The sequence below is a fragment of the Clostridium sp. Marseille-QA1073 genome (genome assembly GCF_054863625.1).
This window is the reverse complement of the sequence record NZ_JBSVQM010000007.1, coordinates 20,468-38,844: the sequence shown is the minus strand read 5'-3', so window position 1 is coordinate 38,844 and position 18,377 is coordinate 20,468. Positions and strand designations below refer to the sequence as shown.

At 28.9% G+C, this 18,377-nt stretch carries 19 protein-coding genes and 1 other annotated feature; of the genes, 12 read left to right on the top strand and 7 right to left on the bottom strand.

Annotation, left to right across the window (positions count from 1 at the left end; translation table 11 throughout):
• The first annotated feature begins 154 nt into the window (after positions 1–154).
• The 3 genes from ACY1IQ_RS08095 (at position 155) to ACY1IQ_RS08085 (ending at position 3,063) form a co-directional block, all read left to right on the top strand.
• Entirely contained in the window at positions 155–514 is a 360-nt protein-coding gene (locus ACY1IQ_RS08095; RefSeq protein WP_461613475.1) for a zinc-ribbon domain-containing protein, read from the top strand.
• A gap of 499 nt (positions 515–1,013) precedes the next feature.
• Positions 1,014–1,868, top strand: a complete 855-nt coding sequence (locus tag ACY1IQ_RS08090; RefSeq protein WP_461613474.1) for an AraC family transcriptional regulator — start codon at positions 1,014–1,016, stop codon at positions 1,866–1,868.
• Positions 1,869–2,172: 304 nt separating this feature from the next.
• Positions 2,173–3,063 carry an SPL family radical SAM protein gene (locus ACY1IQ_RS08085; protein ID WP_461613473.1) on the top strand — a complete coding sequence of 297 codons (891 nt, stop codon included), beginning with the start codon at positions 2,173–2,175 and terminating at the stop codon, positions 3,061–3,063.
• A 280-nt stretch (positions 3,064–3,343) separates the two neighbouring features.
• Here ACY1IQ_RS08085 and ACY1IQ_RS08080 read toward each other — a convergent pair whose 3' ends face one another.
• Positions 3,344–3,916, bottom strand: a complete 573-nt coding sequence (locus ACY1IQ_RS08080) for a GNAT family N-acetyltransferase (protein ID WP_461613472.1) — start codon at positions 3,914–3,916, stop codon at positions 3,344–3,346.
• Between the two features lie 255 nt (positions 3,917–4,171).
• On the opposite strand from ACY1IQ_RS08080, the gene ACY1IQ_RS08075 reads away from it, so the two are divergent.
• Complete coding sequence (locus tag ACY1IQ_RS08075) at positions 4,172–5,269, top strand: helix-turn-helix transcriptional regulator (RefSeq protein ID WP_461613471.1); 1,098 nt, start codon at positions 4,172–4,174, stop codon at positions 5,267–5,269.
• 521 nt (positions 5,270–5,790) lie between these two features.
• On the opposite strand, the gene ACY1IQ_RS08070 is transcribed toward ACY1IQ_RS08075, so the two are convergent.
• Both ACY1IQ_RS08070 and ACY1IQ_RS08065 read right to left on the bottom strand, forming a co-directional pair.
• Positions 5,791–6,354 carry an HAD family hydrolase gene (locus ACY1IQ_RS08070; RefSeq protein ID WP_461613470.1) on the bottom strand — a complete coding sequence of 188 codons (564 nt, stop codon included), beginning with the start codon at positions 6,352–6,354 and terminating at the stop codon, positions 5,791–5,793.
• A gap of 346 nt (positions 6,355–6,700) precedes the next feature.
• Positions 6,701–7,177, bottom strand: a complete 477-nt coding sequence (locus ACY1IQ_RS08065) for a LysE family transporter (RefSeq protein ID WP_461613469.1) — start codon at positions 7,175–7,177, stop codon at positions 6,701–6,703.
• Between the two features lie 117 nt (positions 7,178–7,294).
• On the opposite strand from ACY1IQ_RS08065, the gene ACY1IQ_RS08060 reads away from it, so the two are divergent.
• Positions 7,295–7,849: a helix-turn-helix domain-containing protein gene (locus tag ACY1IQ_RS08060; RefSeq protein ID WP_461613468.1), complete on the top strand. Its 555-nt coding sequence runs from the start codon at positions 7,295–7,297 to the stop codon at positions 7,847–7,849.
• Between the two features lie 182 nt (positions 7,850–8,031).
• Here ACY1IQ_RS08060 and ACY1IQ_RS08055 read toward each other — a convergent pair whose 3' ends face one another.
• Entirely contained in the window at positions 8,032–8,484 is a 453-nt protein-coding gene (locus ACY1IQ_RS08055; RefSeq protein ID WP_461613467.1) for a hypothetical protein, read from the bottom strand.
• 75 nt (positions 8,485–8,559) lie between these two features.
• A complete protein-coding gene (locus tag ACY1IQ_RS08050; RefSeq protein WP_461613466.1) occupies positions 8,560–8,901 on the bottom strand; it encodes a PadR family transcriptional regulator in 342 nt (113 codons plus the stop codon).
• 196 nt (positions 8,902–9,097) lie between these two features.
• Positions 9,098–9,306 (top strand) — a binding site (T-box leader).
• 74 nt (positions 9,307–9,380) lie between these two features.
• Between ACY1IQ_RS08050 and serS the strand changes: the two genes are divergently transcribed.
• The 3 genes from serS (at position 9,381) to ACY1IQ_RS08035 (ending at position 13,271) form a co-directional block, all read left to right on the top strand.
• A complete protein-coding gene (gene serS / locus ACY1IQ_RS08045) occupies positions 9,381–10,658 on the top strand; it encodes a serine--tRNA ligase (RefSeq protein WP_461613465.1) in 1,278 nt (425 codons plus the stop codon).
• 203 nt (positions 10,659–10,861) lie between these two features.
• Positions 10,862–11,725 carry a pentapeptide repeat-containing protein gene (locus tag ACY1IQ_RS08040; protein ID WP_461613464.1) on the top strand — a complete coding sequence of 288 codons (864 nt, stop codon included), beginning with the start codon at positions 10,862–10,864 and terminating at the stop codon, positions 11,723–11,725.
• 592 nt (positions 11,726–12,317) lie between these two features.
• Complete coding sequence (locus ACY1IQ_RS08035; RefSeq protein ID WP_461613463.1) at positions 12,318–13,271, top strand: hypothetical protein; 954 nt, start codon at positions 12,318–12,320, stop codon at positions 13,269–13,271.
• A 61-nt stretch (positions 13,272–13,332) separates the two neighbouring features.
• Here ACY1IQ_RS08035 and ACY1IQ_RS08030 read toward each other — a convergent pair whose 3' ends face one another.
• A complete protein-coding gene (locus ACY1IQ_RS08030; protein WP_461613462.1) occupies positions 13,333–14,517 on the bottom strand; it encodes a pyridoxal phosphate-dependent aminotransferase in 1,185 nt (394 codons plus the stop codon).
• A 553-nt stretch (positions 14,518–15,070) separates the two neighbouring features.
• On the opposite strand from ACY1IQ_RS08030, the gene ACY1IQ_RS08025 reads away from it, so the two are divergent.
• From ACY1IQ_RS08025 to ACY1IQ_RS08010, 4 genes are all read left to right on the top strand, one after another.
• The gene (locus ACY1IQ_RS08025) at positions 15,071–15,334 is read left to right on the top strand and encodes a phosphorylase family protein (RefSeq protein WP_461613604.1); all 264 of its coding nucleotides are present in this window, start codon (positions 15,071–15,073) and stop codon (positions 15,332–15,334) included.
• A gap of 24 nt (positions 15,335–15,358) precedes the next feature.
• Positions 15,359–15,931, top strand: a complete 573-nt coding sequence (locus tag ACY1IQ_RS08020; RefSeq protein ID WP_461613461.1) for a nitroreductase family protein — start codon at positions 15,359–15,361, stop codon at positions 15,929–15,931.
• A gap of 351 nt (positions 15,932–16,282) precedes the next feature.
• The gene (locus ACY1IQ_RS08015; RefSeq protein ID WP_461613460.1) at positions 16,283–16,927 is read left to right on the top strand and encodes a TetR/AcrR family transcriptional regulator; all 645 of its coding nucleotides are present in this window, start codon (positions 16,283–16,285) and stop codon (positions 16,925–16,927) included.
• Between the two features lie 53 nt (positions 16,928–16,980).
• Positions 16,981–17,586: a hypothetical protein gene (locus tag ACY1IQ_RS08010; protein WP_461613459.1), complete on the top strand. Its 606-nt coding sequence runs from the start codon at positions 16,981–16,983 to the stop codon at positions 17,584–17,586.
• A gap of 175 nt (positions 17,587–17,761) precedes the next feature.
• Here the strand turns inward: ACY1IQ_RS08010 and ACY1IQ_RS08005 are convergent, their stop codons facing one another.
• Positions 17,762–18,271 (bottom strand): flavin reductase, encoded by a 510-nt coding sequence (locus ACY1IQ_RS08005; RefSeq protein WP_461613458.1) that lies wholly within the window; start codon positions 18,269–18,271, stop codon positions 17,762–17,764.
• Between the last annotated feature and the right edge of the window lie 106 nt (positions 18,272–18,377).

Below are 18,377 nucleotides of genomic sequence, written 5' to 3'. Positions count from 1 at the left end.
ATGGTGTGAAAAATCTTATTATAAGTAATGAAATGATTTTTTATATACTGCCAAATTTTGAATATATGTAGAACTATGGATATTTGTGTTGTATATTGAGATAAATATTGGAAAATGGTACAATTGGGAAAGATTATTGATATGAGGTGATAAAATGATAATTTGGGGATGGGGGAAAGTGACTAGAAAGATTGTCGGACCAGTATTTGAACGTCCATGTAACTATTGTAATAGTACTGAAGTTTGGAATTTATGTGTTGTAAGAACGTGGTTTACGTTATTTTTCATTCCAATAATACCATATAGAAAGCAATATTGTATTACTTGTCCAAAATGTTATAGTTACATAGATTTTACAGAAGAGCAATTTCAAGAAATGAAGCTCTCTATAACATCTCAATCTAATAATATTAACCAAAATTCTGTTAATGATGATATGAAATATAGAGGGAAGACAGAAACTCAAATTAATTATTTGAAACAGATGGAGGAATATAAAAATGAGGCTAACTAGAAAATAGTTAACTTATTTTTTAGTGATGTTATTATAAAATTATAATTATTAATAAGAAAGCCCCTAACATTTTTGTTAGGGGTTTTTCTATTAACATATTTATTGGTAATTATAAATTAGAATGTTAAGCATAGTGTAAATAAACCTCAATTTATCATGATAACCTTGAATTTACTGCACAAGAGAATCTAAAAACAAGTATATGTTTAACAATTTCTCAAGATGTAGATATAGATGGTGAAATAGGAAAGATTGAATCTAGTAGTATTGATTCTACTGTATTTAAAGTAATAAAAGATCCCTTATTTGTGATATTAAGAACCGTATCCTAAATAGAGAAGGTTTTTATTGTTTAAATGCATAAACAAAATATGGTACAATTTGAATATAAAAGAAAAGTTAATTAATAAGTAAATAGCAACCTCTCATATTTGTGCATTGGATGAGAGGTTTTTAAATTTATAATTCACTATACTATTATTTGGAAGGGGATAGCTTAATGGAATGGTTAGAAAAATTAAATGAAGCACTAGGATATATTGAAGCAAATCTAGATGGAGAAATTGAGTATGAAAAAGCAGCAAAGATAGCATGCTGTACAGTTTATCATTTTCAACGAATGTTTTCATATATAGCAGGAACGCCACTATCAGAGTATATAAGAAATAGGAGATTAACAAAAGCTGCCCTTGATTTACAAAGTGGAGATAAGGTAATTGATGTAGCCTTACGCTATGGTTATGAATCTCCAACCGCTTTTAATAGGGCGTTTCAAAAAATGCATCATGTATCACCTTCAGTAGCGCAAAAAGAGGGAACCTTCCTAAAAGCATATCCTCCTATTAGTTTTAGAATAACAATAAAAGGAGTAGGAGAAATGGAGTATAGTATAGTTAAAAAAGAAGAAATCAGAATAGTGGGAGTAAAAGCATCATTAGAAAAGAATATTGAGAAAAATTTTAAATCTGTACCTAAGTTATGGCAAGAATCAGCACAAAATGGAAGAATTAATCAGATAGTATCTCTTATGAATGCAGAGTCTAAGGGAGTATTAGGGGTTAGTGCTTGTATGGATAGCTTGGAGAGATGGGAATATTATATAGCTGTAGAAACTGATAAAGAAGTACCAGAGGGTATGTATGAATATGTAATACCCGCAGGCACTTGGGCAGTTTTTCCTGGACAAGGTGCTATGCCAACAGCAATTCAAGAAATTGAAGAAAGAATAATTACAGAGTGGTTACCAACGTCAGGATATGAATATGCAGATGCGCCAGATATTGAATTATACTTAAATCAAGATCCAGCTAATTCAAAGTTTGAAGTTTGGATACCAATTAGAAAAAATCAATAAAAGTTGAGAGAAGTAACTCGATTGTTATTAGATAGGTATTTAAATTTGATTTAAATTTGATTTTAATGTAGATAAACCACTTTAAAAAATAATGTATATATCTATAGTATCTTAATTCGTAATTCGCAATTCACAATGCAAAATGCATAATTAATTTCTTTAAATAGATTTTTAATACAAGTGATTGTGTCACATGAAAAGAAATCAATTGAAAGCTTCTCTTATAAAAGAGAAGTATCCATAATTGTCCATTGTCAATCGTCAATTCTCAATTATATAAATATATAGGGGTGGATGAAATTATATGGCAAGCTACAAAGAGATAACTTGTACTATAGGATGTAATAAATTAAAAAGAAAAATACCATTTGCTTGGGATTTAAATATATATAGGGGGTGTGAGCATGGCTGTAAATACTGTTATGCTATGTACTCACATCAATATATGGGTTCTGAGCAATATTTTGAGGATATATATGTTAAAACTAATATTGTTGAACGATTGGAGGAACAACTTAGCAGTCCCACTTGGAAAAGAGAAGTTGTTAATATTGGTGGCGTAACCGATAGCTATCAACAAATAGAAGCACAGTACAAAATAATGCCAGATATTCTACGATTAATGATAAAATATAAAACACCTTGCATCATTTCCACAAAGTCAGATTTGATTTTGCGAGACTATGATTTAATTGAGGAACTTAGCTCCATTACTTATGTAAATGTTGCAGCAACCATTACTTGTATGGATGAAAATATTCGTAGAAAGATAGAACCAAATGGTGTGGAATCCCTTAAAAGATTTGCTATGTTAAAGGAGTTCTCAAAGACAAAGGCATCCACGGGACTTCACTTTATGCCAATCATTCCATATATAACAGATGGAAGAGATAATGTTGATGCTCTATATTCTAATGCTGCTGATTGTAGAGTTAGTTATGTGCTACCTGGAGTACTCTATCTAAGGGGAAAGACTCGTTCCGTATTCTTTGATTTTATAAAAAAGGATTTTAACCATTTGTATGAGCCATTACAAACCCTATATAAAACAGGTGGTGCCAGCAAGGAATATAAGGATGAGCTTTACATTATGGTTAATGAATTAAAAGGCAGATATAATCTTTTCGGTAGTTATTCAAAGCCAATGAAAGATAAATTAAATAAATCTACTAATGAACAGCTATCTCTTTTTTAATTTCTCATATTATAAGCATAGAAATAGATTGCATTAAGCCAAGTGACAGTCACTTGGCTTAATATCGAAGAAAATATTATTTTATGGATAATTCATTAAAAGGCTATGTTATTCCCGTTACGGAGAAACGTATCATAAATAACAGAGTTTTTTAGCATAGCATTGCAGGACTTTGAGGTTAGCATAATACAGATATAGTCTCTATTATCGATTTATGCTAAATGAAATAGGACTTACTGTGATAAAGTAAACCTTTGATTCATCTATTGAGAGCAGCATATCATGATATACTGTTAGATAACATTTGCCATTCTTCCTTCAAGATACCATAACTCACTGAATCATAATATTGATTATCAACTATCCTTGCTTTTCGGTAAATAGCCTCTTTTTTTAAACCCAATCTTTCAGCCAGTTGCATCATTCTTAAATTCCCAGACCAAGTTGACAATCCAAGTCTTATAAGTCTTGGGTTTTCAGCAAAAATTTCATCAATCCACATCTTTAAAGCGGTATAACCTATACCATTTCCCCAGTAATTCTCATTAAAAATTACAATCCCAACTTCCATCCAGAGGGTTTCTTGTGATTTCCAATACCAATTAACTTGACCGATTATTTCGTCAGTGTCTTTATTTGCTATTATCTTTTTATTTTCCAGGACATTTCTTTCCCCTTTTAACAATAGTTCTTTAAGTTCTTCAACATACTTTCTTAGCTCTTCTTCACTACTTTTTCCGTAATATGGACCATTAAATTTATGGAACTCACGTGAAGGATGATTCCAATACAAGTAATCCTCTAAATCTTTAATTTCTAATTCTCTTAAGATTATGTTTATTGGTTTAATCATATTAATCCTCCATAAATTTTAAAATTTATTATTCCAGTATGACGCAAATTCCTACGAATCCGTGGCAATACTACAAATTGAGTATAACATAAATATACTATTGGTAACTATTATTTTAAATAAAATGCTTTAAGATATGAGTTAATGAAATAAGAGAAATAAACTACAAAAGGTATAAAAATATTTAATATCACAATTAATATCAAAATAAAATATTTAAGATGTGTTACTATCTTTAAAAAGGAGGAATGCTTGATGATAGACACCAATATGAAAAGAATACTGGATTTTGTCGAGAAAAATTTAACAGAGGATTTTTCTCTAAGTGAATTGGCAAGGCAGTGCAATTTTTCACCCTATTATTGTTCTGTTATTTTTCATCGTTATTTTGGTGAAACTATGAAAAGCTATATGCAAAAGCGACGTTTGATTTGTGCTGCAAGTGAGCTTAAAAGTACTAATGACAGAATTATTGATATTGCGATAAAATACGGTTATTCGTCTCAGGAGGCATTTTCAAGAGCATTTTCTTCTATGATTGGAATGTCGCCGAAAAGGTTTCGTGAAAATCCGCTGCCGCTTGCTGTTTATCAGAAAAATAGTTCTCTAACATTTCAAAATAAGGAGAATACAGCAATGAAAAATGAAACTATTAAGAATGTACAAAGTCAAATTGAAAGAAACTACCCCTTAAAAACATTGCATGTTTTAAATGGTTTGTGTATGCTTGATTCTTTTCAAAGAGATAACTTGATGAATGAAAAAGCTGTCTATATTCCATTTAATGAAGCTATGTGTTGGGGTGAAACGGACGAAAAAATTTTCTCGCCCGAATTTATTGAAAAAAGAGTGCATTCCCTCAACTCCACACCTGAAGAATATAAAAAAATTGTAATAGAGCCGTTAAAGCCGTTGTTTGATGAACAGTTTGACATTATCGTTTTATGGTTTGGTGATGATATGTTCTGCCAAATGAACTTTATTACGATTCTTTCATATTTAGAGCAAATTCATTTTGATGGTGATGTACTTTTTTGTATGGCACAAGAGCAAAAGGATAAAATGTTGCCCGATGCTGTGGAAATTGATACAGATGGTTATAATTATATCTACAAAACCATACTTTGCGATAGAAAAAAATGTGATGCAAAAATGCTGCCTGTCACTTATCAGGCAATGAATTTATATCTTGGCTACCGAGAAGAAAACAGTGATATCATACGTTATATCAAAAACAATCTTAATAAGGAAAATCTCGTAAAAGAACTGCTTACACTGTTTTCACAGTACGGACTTGGAGATTTACAATATCAGTGGATGATTGAAGAAATAAAGAAGGAAAAGACTATATGAAAATTAAAAAAACAAGTATTTCCGAGAATTATCTAATTATATCAAGATTTGAATCAATATGATAAGTTTTATTATCTTAAAATCATATAGATAAATTACTTTAAAAATTAATGTATAGCTGAATATAGCTACACCCTTAAGTATTTCAATTCACAATGCAAAATTCACAATTATGGTGGAAATTAATTCTTTATGAATTAATTTCTTAAACTAAAATTGTGAGTTGTAAACTGTAAATTGTGAATTCAATAGTTTCAACTGTAATACTAAAAAATACCAATTATTTTCACATATATATTAATTTTAGAGCTGATATATCTATAGATATTATATAAACTTGGTGAGTAAAGTTTGTAGTAAAAAGCAGCTTAAAATAAAACTATTATTAGTTTGCTAAAGAAGTTAAATAAGGATAAGCGTGAATTTTCATTGATGTAAATCTACGCTTATCCCTATACTTAATTTCTGTTTTTATTATTTTATTGTTTTGAAATAATCTAGTCAATATAGTGTCTTACTGGTTAATCTAATAAACTGTACCCTTCTTTTTGCAGCTTTGCTTCATGTGCAATGAGACCATTAACAATAGTATCTACATGCTCATTAAATTCAACACCTAATTCTTCAGCAGATGTTATTAGTTGTTCTCGATTTACTGCTTTGGCAAAGGCTTTATCTTTCATTTTCTTTTTTACAGATTTGGCATTCAATCCTTCAAGTTTTGTAGGACGCATTAATGCGATTGCAATGATGAAGCTTGCCATTTCATCCACCGCATGTAGGCATTGACGTTCTTTTGAGTCTCTTGGGATTTTAGTTTCTGAAGAGTGAGAAAGAACACTTGCAATAAATGTTTCACCAAAGCCTGCAGCTTCAAGAATTTCAGGCGCACGATTTGGATGTTCTTCAGGATATTTTTCAAAGTCAATATCATGAAGTAATCCTAATAATCCCCAATAATTTTCATCTTGTTCAAATTTTATTGCATAAGCTATCATTGCGCCTTCAACAGCAAGAGAGTGTCTTAATACACGATCTGTTTTAACATGTTCTTTTAATAATGCTAATGCTTCTTTACGTTTCATATGTAACCTCCTTTTTAAGTTAAAGTTAATAGTAACTTTTTAACTTAATTCATTAATTTTCTATAATTGATTTATATATAAACTTGCCTATTTAACTAGAAGCTGTGATTTTAATTTGTAAAAATAAAAATATAGATAAAGATTAGGCAAGTATTTAACAGAACTATTTTTTAAATAATAAAATTCTATAATGATTATATTAAATTTGGTTATTTTTTAATTTTAAAATAGTTATTAACTAAAGAAATAATGAGATAGAACAATAGACAAGCAATAGTGCCATAACAATATTGACAATTTTATAATTTTTTATAAGAAACTTTTGAAAAATAGAGCCAAACAATGCTCAGCAGCAGGTTCCTACAAAGCCAACAAAAGCAAGAATTAAAGAAAAATATAAAAGCGTAAATATAGATTTGTAATAAGGCATTATAAATGTTGAAACTGTTACAAGACTATAAATAATAACACTAGGATTTACAAATTGTAAAAGTAATCCCGATAAAAGTGTGTTTGTACGCTTTTGTGTCTTATCTTCATTTTGAGGGTTACTTTTGTAGATTTGCCATACAAGCCATAGAATATAAGCTGCGCCAACGTAGGCCATAATTGATTTAATTGATGGGATATAGTCATAAAGTATTACACTAAATATACTGCTTAGAATAAATATAACAAATACACCAAAGAAAACACCTACATTAAACATTATGCTTTTCTTAAATCCGTATCGGCCTGCATTTGACATTGATATAATAGTATTTGCTCCAGGAGCAAAGTTTGCAATAAGGACATAGGATAAGAATGCTGTGAGATTTGGCATGTATATTTACCTCCTAATTTTCGTATGATATAATATACAAAAAGAACGATATATTATGCTGCGCAATATAATGATACTATTTGTGCAGTATACTGTCAATAAATTGGAGGTTAAATTTTGGAAAAGCTTAATTTGATTATTGCGAAAAATTTAAAAAGACTTCGTGAAGAAAAAGTACTTAGTCTTAATAATCTTTCGAAGATGACTGATGTAAGTAAGAGTATGCTTGGCCAGATTGAACGATGTGAAGTAAATCCTACTGTGTCAACAATATGGAAGATTGCAAATGGACTTAAAATATCATGTACTGAACTTATGAGTATATCTGAAGCTGATTTTGAAATCGTAGATAAGTCTCAAGTGCAGCCACTTATTGAAGATAAGGGCAAGATTAGAATATTTCCTGTATTTCCTTTTGATAACACAACTCGATTTGAAACTTATTCTATTGAAATTGATAATAGAGGACATCTAGCTTCAGAAGCTCATCAACAAGGTACTCAGGAATTTATAACTGTGTTTTCTGGAGAGCTTACTATAAGTATAAATGGTGAGGATTTTATTATAACAAAAGGTAATTCTATAAGATTTAAGGCGGATAGAGCCCATGTTTATAAAAATACAGCTGATACAATTTGCTCATTAAGTATGGTTATTTACTATCCAATTTAGAATCTCATTCTCCTTCATAATAAGATTAAAATATATAGTTTAATTATATGATAAAAATAGCACAAACTTTGTATGGGATTTCTTACAAGATTTGTGCTTTGCTTTTATAGTTTATACAATATAAATAGTTATTCCATCCAGTTTATTTTTTTGCTTGTTTGTGAATTAGATTATTGTATAGATCAGAATGTAGATAACACCCATGTGATACCAAAAACTAAGTGTATTATATAATTTGGAAGAGTGAATAAAACAATTCCCTTTGAAGCCCTTGCAATTAGTGCGATTAATAGTGTTATTATAATAAAAATCATCGGCTCAATTAAAGATTGTTTAATTGAAGATTGAAATGCAAATTTAGTTGATATAAAAAAATTATAAATAATTATAAATAAAGCATATAATAAGAATACTGATAACGTTCCTATATTAAATTCTACTATTGATGGGGTTATATTAAAAAAAATAAATCCCCATATAAACCACAAAATTGATACTTGTTTTAGCATTGAAAGAATTAATTCTGAAAGGGAAACTTTTCCATAACTAGCAACAATAGAATCGCACCAAGATTTTTCATCAGTATCCATTATATCAGATAAAGTCTTTCCACGTTTTTCAGCTTCCATAGCCATTCCAATTAAATCTTTTGATTTGTGTCAGTGAGTTCTTGGGTAGTGGTTTCATTTTGTCTCTTTAACATACTTAATTCATTTGACATTATCTATACCTTCTGTAGATAATATTGTGTTTACAGATTGAGAAACTTCATTCCAATTTCTGTGGAATTCCTCTAGTATTGAAATTCCTTCTTTCGTTAGAGAATAATATTTTCTAAACGGTCCTAAAGGTGAGGGACGAAATTCTGAATTAATGATGTTTTTTTTCTCAAGTCTTAAAAGAAGAGGATAAATAGTTCCTTCTTTTATTTCTTTGAATCCATATTCTTGAAGCTGTTCTACAATTTCATAACCATAAGTTGTTTTTATATTGATTATTTGTAAAATGCAGCCTTCTATTATCCCACGCATGAGCTGAGATTTATCGTTCAAGACAAAACACCTCCTTTTTACTACCTTGTACCACAAAGTACATAGCTATATTGTACCACAAGGTAGCTATAGAGTAAATATATCACAGGGTATTTATGGAAATAAAAAGAATGAATTTAATTAAAACAAAATATTCAGTCTTTACTTGAAAATCAGTATGAATATATATATAATTAATAAATAATAAAATATAGCAAAAACAGTGATTATAAAAGCTACGATTTATGAATTTCTTCAGAGAGCCGATGGATGGTGTGAATCGGTGAAAGGTTAAATCTTTCCACTTTTGGAGCTGTCGGTGATGAATCGAAAGGGTGGTATCCTCTATAATACTAATTTCGAGTGGCTGATTTTTAGTATTTATCAGCAATTTGGGTGGCAACGCGGATACCTTCCGTCCCAGTTTATATATTGGGATGGGGGTTTTTTATTTTATGGTTTCAAATAATAATATATATATTTAATCAGGAGGTAAAAATATGTTAGATTTAAGATTTGTAAGAGAAAATCCAGATATTGTTAAGCAAAACATAAAAAATAAGTTTCAAGACAATAAGCTAGATTTAGTAGATGAAGTAATTACTTTGGATGCTGAGTTAAGAGATACAAAAAAGGAGGCTGAAGCTTTAAGAGCTAATAGAAATAAGATTTCAAAGCAAATCGGTGCATTAATGGCTCAGGGGAAAAAGGAAGAAGCAGAAGAAACAAAGAAGCAGGTTACTGCAAATTCTGAACGTTTGGCTGAGTTAGAAGCAAAGGAAGATGAACTAGAGAAAAAAGTTAGAAAAATTATGATGACTATTCCAAATATAATTGATCCAAGTGTACCAATTGGAAAAGATGACAGTGAAAATGTAGAGATAGAACGTTATGGTGAACCTGTTGTACCTGATTTTGAAATTCCATATCACACTGAAATTATGGAAAAATTAAGCGGAATTGATTTAGATAGCGCTAGAAAAGTTGCTGGTAATGGTTTTTATTACTTGATGGGAGATATTGCGAGACTTCATTCTGCAGTAATTTCTTATGCTAGAGACTTTATGATAAATCGTGGTTTTACATATTGTATTCCACCATTTATGATTCGTAGTGAAGTTGTAACTAGTGTTATGAGCTTTGCGGAAATGGATTCAATGATGTATAAAATTGAAGGCGAAGATTTATATTTAATAGGAACCAGTGAACATTCTATGATTGGTAAATTTATTGATACTATATTACCAGAAGCTTCTTTACCTCAAACATTAACAAGTTATTCACCTTGTTTTAGAAAGGAAAAGGGAGCTCATGGAATAGAAGAAAGAGGAGTATATAGAATTCATCAATTTGAAAAGCAAGAAATGATTGTTGTATGTAAGCCTGAAGATAGCATGATGTGGTATGATAAATTATGGCAAAATACAGTAGATTTCTTTAGATCTTTGAATATACCAGTGAGAACTTTAGAATGTTGTTCTGGAGACTTGGCAGATTTAAAAGTAAAATCAGTGGATGTAGAAGCTTGGTCTCCTAGACAAAAGAAGTATTTTGAAGTGGGAAGTTGTTCTAACTTAGGGGATGCACAAGCTCGTCGTCTAAAAATTCGTGTAGATAGCGAAAACGGAAAATACTTTGCACATACATTAAATAATACAGTAGCAGCACCTCCAAGAATGTTGATTGCTTTTTTAGAGAACAACTTAAATGAAGATGGCTCTGTAAATATTCCAGTTGCACTACAACCATATATGGGCGGTATGACAGTGATTAAATAATAATACGACAGCATATTGAATTTTAAATTTGATGTGCTGTTGTTGTTTTTTTAGAATAATATACAATTAAAGTAATCTAATATCATCAAACTATTTTCAGCATTTACAATCATATTAATATGTACAGTAATTTAATATAAGGCTATGATATAATTTAGAGGTCAAAATTATTTATATTTTAAGAATATGGGGTGACAATAGATATGTCATATAAAGATGAGGCTACGTATGATAAGAAATTATATGAAAATTTGAGAGTTGACTGTGAAAAATGTTTTGGGTTTTGCTGTGTTGCATTGTATTTTTCAGCTTCTGAAGGATTTCCAACGGATAAAGATGCAGGTAAACCTTGTATAAATTTACAATCTGATTTTAAATGTGCTGTTCATAAAGAGCTTAGAGAGAAAGGGCTTAAAGGATGTACTGCTTATGAATGCTTTGGAGCAGGACAAAAAGTTGCTCAAGTTACATATGATGGACACGATTGGAGAGATAATTCAGAAACTGCAAAGCAAATGTTTGATGTGTTTTTGGTTATGAGACAACTTCATGAAATGTTATGGTATCTAACAGAAGCATTGAGGATGCAGTATGATAGTGGTATAAAAGAGGAAATTAGCTACATGATAAGTGAAACCATGAGGATTACTAATTTAGATGCTGATTCTCTCATAGAACTAGATTTAGTATCACATAGAAATAAAGTTAATGCTCTACTTTCAAAGACTAGTGAACTTGTGAGAAATAAAGCTCGTAAAGGACAGAAAACTACTTTAAAACGTAAAAATACAATTGTCGGAAGGTTAAATCTTATTGGATCAGACCTTAAAAAAGTCAATCTAAAAGGAGAAGATTTGAGAGGGGCATTTCTTATTGCAGCAGACCTTAGAGATGTGGATTTAAGTGGTGCAGATCTTATTGGTGCTGATTTGAGAGATGCTGATATAAGAGGGGCTAATCTCACAAATAGCATATTTATTACACAGGCTCAGATTAATTCTGCTAAGGGAGACTCTAATACAAAGCTACCAATATCACTAATTCGTCCTACATATTGGGATAAATAATTAATTTAGAAATAAAAACAAATTTTAAGTTTAATATAATAATATTGGTGAGATTTTATTGGCAGACTAAGGAGTGCAGAACTCTAGTAAATAAGCTTTAGATTCAGAAAGTATGTTTTAAGAACTAAACTAATATACATTTTCCTATGCATTGGCTCTTCAATAATTAACTATTTAATTAAAGATTATAATATTATGTAATATTTGTGAGATAAGTTGTATGATTATTATAAGTTTATGTAAATTAGATTTAGCATATTATTTAGAAAACAATAATGCTAAATAGCTTAGAGGAGAGAAAATTTTATATTTTATTAAATCTTATAAAAATATTTAAAAAGCGTCCTAATGAATTGGACTAAACTTTAATACTATAAGTTAATGATTTAAATAGAATTTATTTGATATTATAAATCTTACTTAGAATGTATTTGTCTCTCGTTATAAAAGTGCTTTTTAAATTTTTTTATATTTAATTAATTCTCATAACTTACTTTAAATGACTTTCTATACTGTAATTAATTTAGAAGTAACTGGCTAAGATATTTTATAAGCCTAACAAAAATCATAATTTATAGAAAAAGGTGAGTAGATGTTAAAAACGAAGGATATGGTAGAGGCAGCTATGTTGTCTTCATTGTTTGTCGTGACAAGTATAGTAGCTATAGGAACTGGCATTGGATATTCGCTATATTTAGATATACTAGTTCCTCTAATTATTAGTCTTATATATTTAAAATGTGGATTTAAATATACAGTATTATCGGCAATAACATCATTAATCATTATAATATTAGGAATAGGAGATATAGGAGCTGGTATTTGGATGAGTCAAAGTATGATACTAGGGCTCATGTGCAGCATATTCATAGAAAAGGATGGTCAAATTATCGATGATATGGTTTATTGTTCCATATTTGCCTGTATATTAATGATATTTATAGATATATATTTCTCTAAGCTTATAGGGTATAGCTTTATAAAAGAATTTGAAGGATATGCTAATTCATGGAGCTTTAAATATATAAAACCACAGGTTATTTTATATGTTTTAGTAGCATGTGTTCCTGCTGGTACTGTAGTTGCTACATACTTAGGAACTTTAATAATAGGAAATAAATTAAAGCTTTTAAATGAATATGGAAATGAAAAATTTAAATTAATTAAGAATTATAGAAAAGTTGGTTATTATATGTGCTGCTCTAAAAATATTATCATCATGGCAATTGCATATTTAGCACTTTTAGAAGTTTTAAATTTATTAAATTATGATATAAAAATAGCATATATTAGAGTTATTGCTATATCAATTAAATATATATTATTATATATTGTTTTAAAAGATGCAAATTCTTTTATAGGAAAGTTTTTATATATGAAAACTAGGTCTAAATTGCTTTTCAGCCTAGTAAACTTAATTACAATAATATTTTTAGTGATTAAGTTTAAAATAACTTCATGGCTAATGATATTAGGAGATATAATTATAAATTTATCTTTAGATATGAGAAATAAACAGCTAATCTTTTTAAAGAAATGTATATGACAATAAAACCGCCCAGTAATTTTTATTAATTAGCAGGCGGTTATTTTTTATATTAACTATCTTATTTATATTCTTTTGCAAGCTTTTCAAAAGCTGGCATAGAATTAATAATTTGCTCAGTGCTGACACAGTAAGAAATTCTTACATAACCCAGACATCCAAAATCATCAGAAGGAACTAACAATAGTTCATGTTTTTTTGCCTTTTCACAGAAGACATTAGCATCTGGCTCCATTGATTTAACAAATAGATAAAATGCTCCATCTGGTTTTATACACTGGTAACCTAATTCTGTTAAGCCATTATAAAGTAAATCTCTATTTTTTTTGTAAATAGCAATATCAGAAGTTTCACCAATACATTTTGCAATAACTCGTTGGAATAAACTTGGAGCACATACATATCCAAGTGCTCTTCCTGCACCACATACTGCAGCATATACATCTTCTGCATCTTCCATCTCATTAGATACAACAATATAACCTATTCTTTCTCCTGGCAATGAAAGAGATTTACTAAAAGAATAGCAAACTAAAGTATTGTCATAATGTTTTGTTAGGTATGGAATCTCAATGTCATCATATACTAATTCACGATAAGGCTCATCTGAAATTAAATATATAGGATGACCATATTCTACTGACTTTTCCTTAAGTACTTTACAAAGTGCAATGACATTTTCTTTAGATATAACCACTCCTGAAGGGTTGTTAGGAGAATTAAAAACAACTGCTTTAGTCTTTGGTGTTATTGCTTCAGTGAATTTTGCTATATCAATTTGAAAATCATCTTCATTAGAAGGAACCGCAACAAGCTTTCCACCAGCACTTTCAATAAAAGTACGATATTCAGGGAAAAATGGAGTGAAAACAATAAATTCATCTCCTGGAACAGCTAGTGCTTTTAAAGATATACTAAGAGAAGCAGCAGCTCCAACAGTCATATATATATTATCAGCACATAATTTTGTATCATATTTGTTATTGATAAAATCTGCAATTGTTTTTCTAACATTAAAGTCCCCTTGAGCTGATGTATAACCGTGTAAAACCATAGAATCTTCTTTTTCTAGTAAGTCTATAATAGTTTCTTTTACACAATCTGGTGCCGGAATGCTAGGATTTCCTAAACTAAAATCATATACATTTTCTGCTCCTATTTCCTTTGATCTAATTTTTCCATATTCGAAAATATCACGTATAATAGAGCGTCTTTTTCCAAGTTTGACCATATCATTTGAAATCATTTTAAATTACCCCCAAATAAAATATAAATTAAAATTATTACCCTTAATGTTTGTTTTACAAGAGATTAATTAATCAATTTTATTGTCTCTTTGGCTATGCATAAAATGTATTTTTGTTTTTTCTGTATAGCGTAATTTAATCTTTAGTTTAATGTGTTAATTTAATAAGATAGAAATTTTGAATTTTCTGATATTAAATTAAAAATTTATCTTTGCTCACTATTAGTATAACATAGAGGATAGAATTTCGCTAAAGAAGTTTTTCAGATTTTTCACAATTGAGTGATTTTAATAATTATATTATTTTTAAGGGAAAATATAAGTAATATAAACTCAAAAAATTGTTATAATATATCTATTTGTTTCTCATTGCTTTAAATATGATAACTCTAGGGGAATAAAATATATAAGTTTCCATAAGAAAATAACATTACTTAGAATTTAATGAGTATGTATTAAAATATTTACCTATAAAGTATGAAGTTTGATAATACATATTGAAATTTATATGGTATAATTTACCTAAATAATGATTTTAAGATGAGTTAAATAAATATGCATTTTAAAATTTATTATACATAATAAAAGAGAGGATTTAATAGAAAACTTTAACCCTTTATGTGTAGATATGGAAAGTGCTAGTGTTGCACATACATGCTATGTAAATAACATTCCTTTCATAGTTATTTGGTTAATGTCAGATAATGCAGATGAACACAGTTCAGAAAATTTTGAAAACAATATAGAAAGAGCAGCATTAAATTCTATAAGTTTGGTAGAAGGAGTTATTGGAAAGTTAGGTTTGATTAAGAAATAGAAGGGAATCATTAAGGAGTAATTTATGGGAAATATAATGGATTGCATATTTGCTAGGAGAAGTATTAGAAGATATGCTGATAAGGAAGTTGAGAGAGAAGTTATTATAGATTTACTAAAAGCAGCTACAGCAGCACCATCAGCGGCTAATAGACAACCTTGGGAGTTTGTAGTTGTAACAAAGAAAGAAACCATGGATTTATTTAGGGGAAATTTATACAATGGAAATTACAATGCACCAGCAGCTATTGTGGTTTGTGGAAATATGGATTTAGCCTTTAGTGGTCCATCAAAAGACTATTGGATACAAGATTGTAGTGCTGCTATAGAAAATATACTACTATGTGCTACAGGACTAGGGCTAGGAGGAGTATGGATTGGTGTATATCCAGTACCTTCAGTTGTTAAGCCTGTTAGCAAGATTTTATCATTGCCTGAAAAGGTGATACCTTTAGGGGTAGTGTATATTGGCTATCCAGCAGAGGAAAAAGAAGCAAGGTACCAATACAATGAAAAAAGAGTGTATTGGGAGGAGTATGACTCCACAAGAAAACATAGAGCTAGACCAAAGAATTTAAAAGAATTAGGAAGCTTGTAAATTTATCTTCAAGAAGGCGTTAATTATTTAATAAATTAATTTTATAGAAATAAATATTATATAAAATACCTCATTATTTAAATTTTTGAATAAGGGGTATTTTTATATTAGAAAAATATTGGATAGAGAAGAGAATAAAATTGGTGATTAAATTTATAGGTAATTTTAAATTATTAAACATTAAAGATTATAAAGAAAAGATAATTTTAAGGGTGGCGCAATACAAGACTATTGGATATAAGATTCTATTGATACTATAAAGAATATACCATTTTATATTAATTGACATTTAGAAAAATGTGAAATAAAATATACATACCGACCGGTGGTATGTAAGGGGAGTGATAAGTAATGGCAAGAAATAAATATCCAGAAGAAACTAGAGAACAAATATTAGATATATCTGCAAAGTTATTTATAGAAAAGGGATATGAAAAGACCAGCATACAAGACATAATAAATGAATTACAAATGAGTAAAGGGGCAGTTTATCATCATTTTAAATCAAAGGAAGAAATTTTACATGGAGTTTTGGATAGAAAATTTTTAAGGGCTAGTTCTGAAATAAATAAAATCATTTTAAGTAAAAAAGGTTTAACTGCATTAGAGAAGTTGAGAATGGTATTTGCGTATAGTATCAATGATAATGAAAGTAGGCTAATGGATATTTCTATAAAATCAAAGTGTAAAGATCCATACTTTATATTTAGAAATATTGAAGAAATGATGAATCGTGTAGTTCCAATAATCAGGGATATAGTTGAAATGGGACAAATAGATGGATCATTAAAGTCAGAATATCCACAGGAAGTTGCAGAAGTTATAATTATGTTAACAAATATATGGCTTTCACCAATTATATTTCAGAGAACTCCCGAGGATATAGTAAAGAAAATAAAATTTTTAAAGCATATGCTTGAAAATATGGGGGTACCTATTATTACAGAAGAAATGATGTCAGATTTTATTAGAAGATATAAAGAATTGCGTGAGTAAGATATAAAAATATTTTATATCTTACCCATTAATAAGTTAAGGGGATTTATAAGATGTTAAACCTAATAATAAAAGAGCAGCAAAAATACTATTTTAAATTATTTAAGATATCTATTATAGGATTATTTATTTTAATATATTTTGTAGCTATAGTTTCAAGAGTTGAGAATAACCCAGACATGCAAATATATAGAAATATTTTTAAATTTATATGTGGAGTAGAGGTATTATTGTTTACAGCTTTATCTTCAATGATGTATTTTAAAGTATCAAAGGAAGATATAAGTAGAAAGGAATTATCCTTAAGATTATTTTCTATAGCAATATTTACAGCAATTTTTATGATATTAGGATATATAATAGTTACAGGAGTATTCTTGATTACAGAGAGCATAAAACCTATATTAAATGATTCAATATCATTTTCAATGATAATTTTTGGTATAGAAGAAATTATAATAACTTCTATAATTGTAGCTTCAGTAGGTATTATTGGAATTTGGTTAGCAATAGAAAAGAAATCTTTAGCTAGCAATATGACAATATCAATGGTCATAATTATTTTATTAGAAACCTTAATAAATGGACTAAGTTTAAATATACAACTATATGTAAGCATTATATCAGCGATCTTTAGCTATGATACTTACGTTTATTAAGAAGAAAGAAACTATTTAATTATATGTTTTTTATTTTCAACAATACATACCGACAATCGGTTTTATAAAGATTAATATAAATGATGAAGTTTTGAAAGAAATCTTAGAATAAGTGATATAAAGAATATATTTTTAAGAAGTGCTACACAAGTAAAGCTTGTGTAACACTTTTTAACTATTCTTTTATAAGAACTTTTTCTACTTCAGCTATATATAGCATATGATAATCTTTTTCAGGATACCATTTTTCATTTAGTTCACTTGCGATAAAGCATTCAGGTTTAAAATCTTGAGCATATAGTTTTTTACATATAATTGTAAGTTTTGCTTCTTCAAAATATGGAGTATTATCCGAATGTTCAACTGTTAAATTACATTTAGATAGTTTGTCTTCATCCCTTCCAGATACAGTTCCAAGATAGCTTAGTCGTTTTCTAAAGCTTTCATCAAAAAATGTTAAAGAAAAAGTATCAGAGTTATCTACAAACTTTTTAGTGAAACGTTGAGGTCTTATAACAATATAGGCTACATTTTTACCCCACATAACACCAAAGCCACCCCAAGATGCGGTCATTGTATTTATCTTATTATCTTTTTCAGCAGTTACTAGCATCCAATCCTTACCGATAAGTTGAAATGGGCTTTTATTTAACTCTTCAGGCTTTACTTCTACAAATTTGTTCATAATATAATCTCCTTTCATAATATGAATTATTTTACAAAATACTTTTAAATATATTATCATATAAATAATAATAAAAATATAGTATGCACTTTAATGTAAGATACTA

Excerpts from the sequence above, each read along its gene's own strand:
- ACY1IQ_RS08095 (WP_461613475.1), top strand. The coding sequence starts at position 155 with ATGATAATTTGGGGATGGGGGAAAGTGACTAGAAAGATTGTCGGACCA.
- ACY1IQ_RS08090 (WP_461613474.1), top strand. The coding sequence starts at position 1,014 with ATGGAATGGTTAGAAAAATTAAATGAAGCACTAGGATATATTGAAGCA.
- ACY1IQ_RS08085 (WP_461613473.1), top strand. The coding sequence starts at position 2,173 with ATGGCAAGCTACAAAGAGATAACTTGTACTATAGGATGTAATAAATTA.
- ACY1IQ_RS08080 (WP_461613472.1), bottom strand. The coding sequence starts at position 3,916 with ATGATTAAACCAATAAACATAATCTTAAGAGAATTAGAAATTAAAGAT.
- ACY1IQ_RS08075 (WP_461613471.1), top strand. The coding sequence starts at position 4,172 with ATGATAGACACCAATATGAAAAGAATACTGGATTTTGTCGAGAAAAAT.
- ACY1IQ_RS08070 (WP_461613470.1), bottom strand. The coding sequence starts at position 6,354 with ATGAAACGTAAAGAAGCATTAGCATTATTAAAAGAACATGTTAAAACA.
- ACY1IQ_RS08065 (WP_461613469.1), bottom strand. The coding sequence starts at position 7,177 with ATGCCAAATCTCACAGCATTCTTATCCTATGTCCTTATTGCAAACTTT.
- ACY1IQ_RS08055 (WP_461613467.1), bottom strand. The coding sequence starts at position 8,484 with ATGGCTATGGAAGCTGAAAAACGTGGAAAGACTTTATCTGATATAATG.
- serS (WP_461613465.1), top strand. The coding sequence starts at position 9,381 with ATGTTAGATTTAAGATTTGTAAGAGAAAATCCAGATATTGTTAAGCAA.
- ACY1IQ_RS08040 (WP_461613464.1), top strand. The coding sequence starts at position 10,862 with ATGTCATATAAAGATGAGGCTACGTATGATAAGAAATTATATGAAAAT.
- ACY1IQ_RS08035 (WP_461613463.1), top strand. The coding sequence starts at position 12,318 with ATGTTAAAAACGAAGGATATGGTAGAGGCAGCTATGTTGTCTTCATTG.
- ACY1IQ_RS08030 (WP_461613462.1), bottom strand. The coding sequence starts at position 14,517 with ATGATTTCAAATGATATGGTCAAACTTGGAAAAAGACGCTCTATTATA.
- ACY1IQ_RS08020 (WP_461613461.1), top strand. The coding sequence starts at position 15,359 with ATGGGAAATATAATGGATTGCATATTTGCTAGGAGAAGTATTAGAAGA.
- ACY1IQ_RS08015 (WP_461613460.1), top strand. The coding sequence starts at position 16,283 with ATGGCAAGAAATAAATATCCAGAAGAAACTAGAGAACAAATATTAGAT.
- ACY1IQ_RS08010 (WP_461613459.1), top strand. The coding sequence starts at position 16,981 with ATGTTAAACCTAATAATAAAAGAGCAGCAAAAATACTATTTTAAATTA.
- ACY1IQ_RS08005 (WP_461613458.1), bottom strand. The coding sequence starts at position 18,271 with ATGAACAAATTTGTAGAAGTAAAGCCTGAAGAGTTAAATAAAAGCCCA.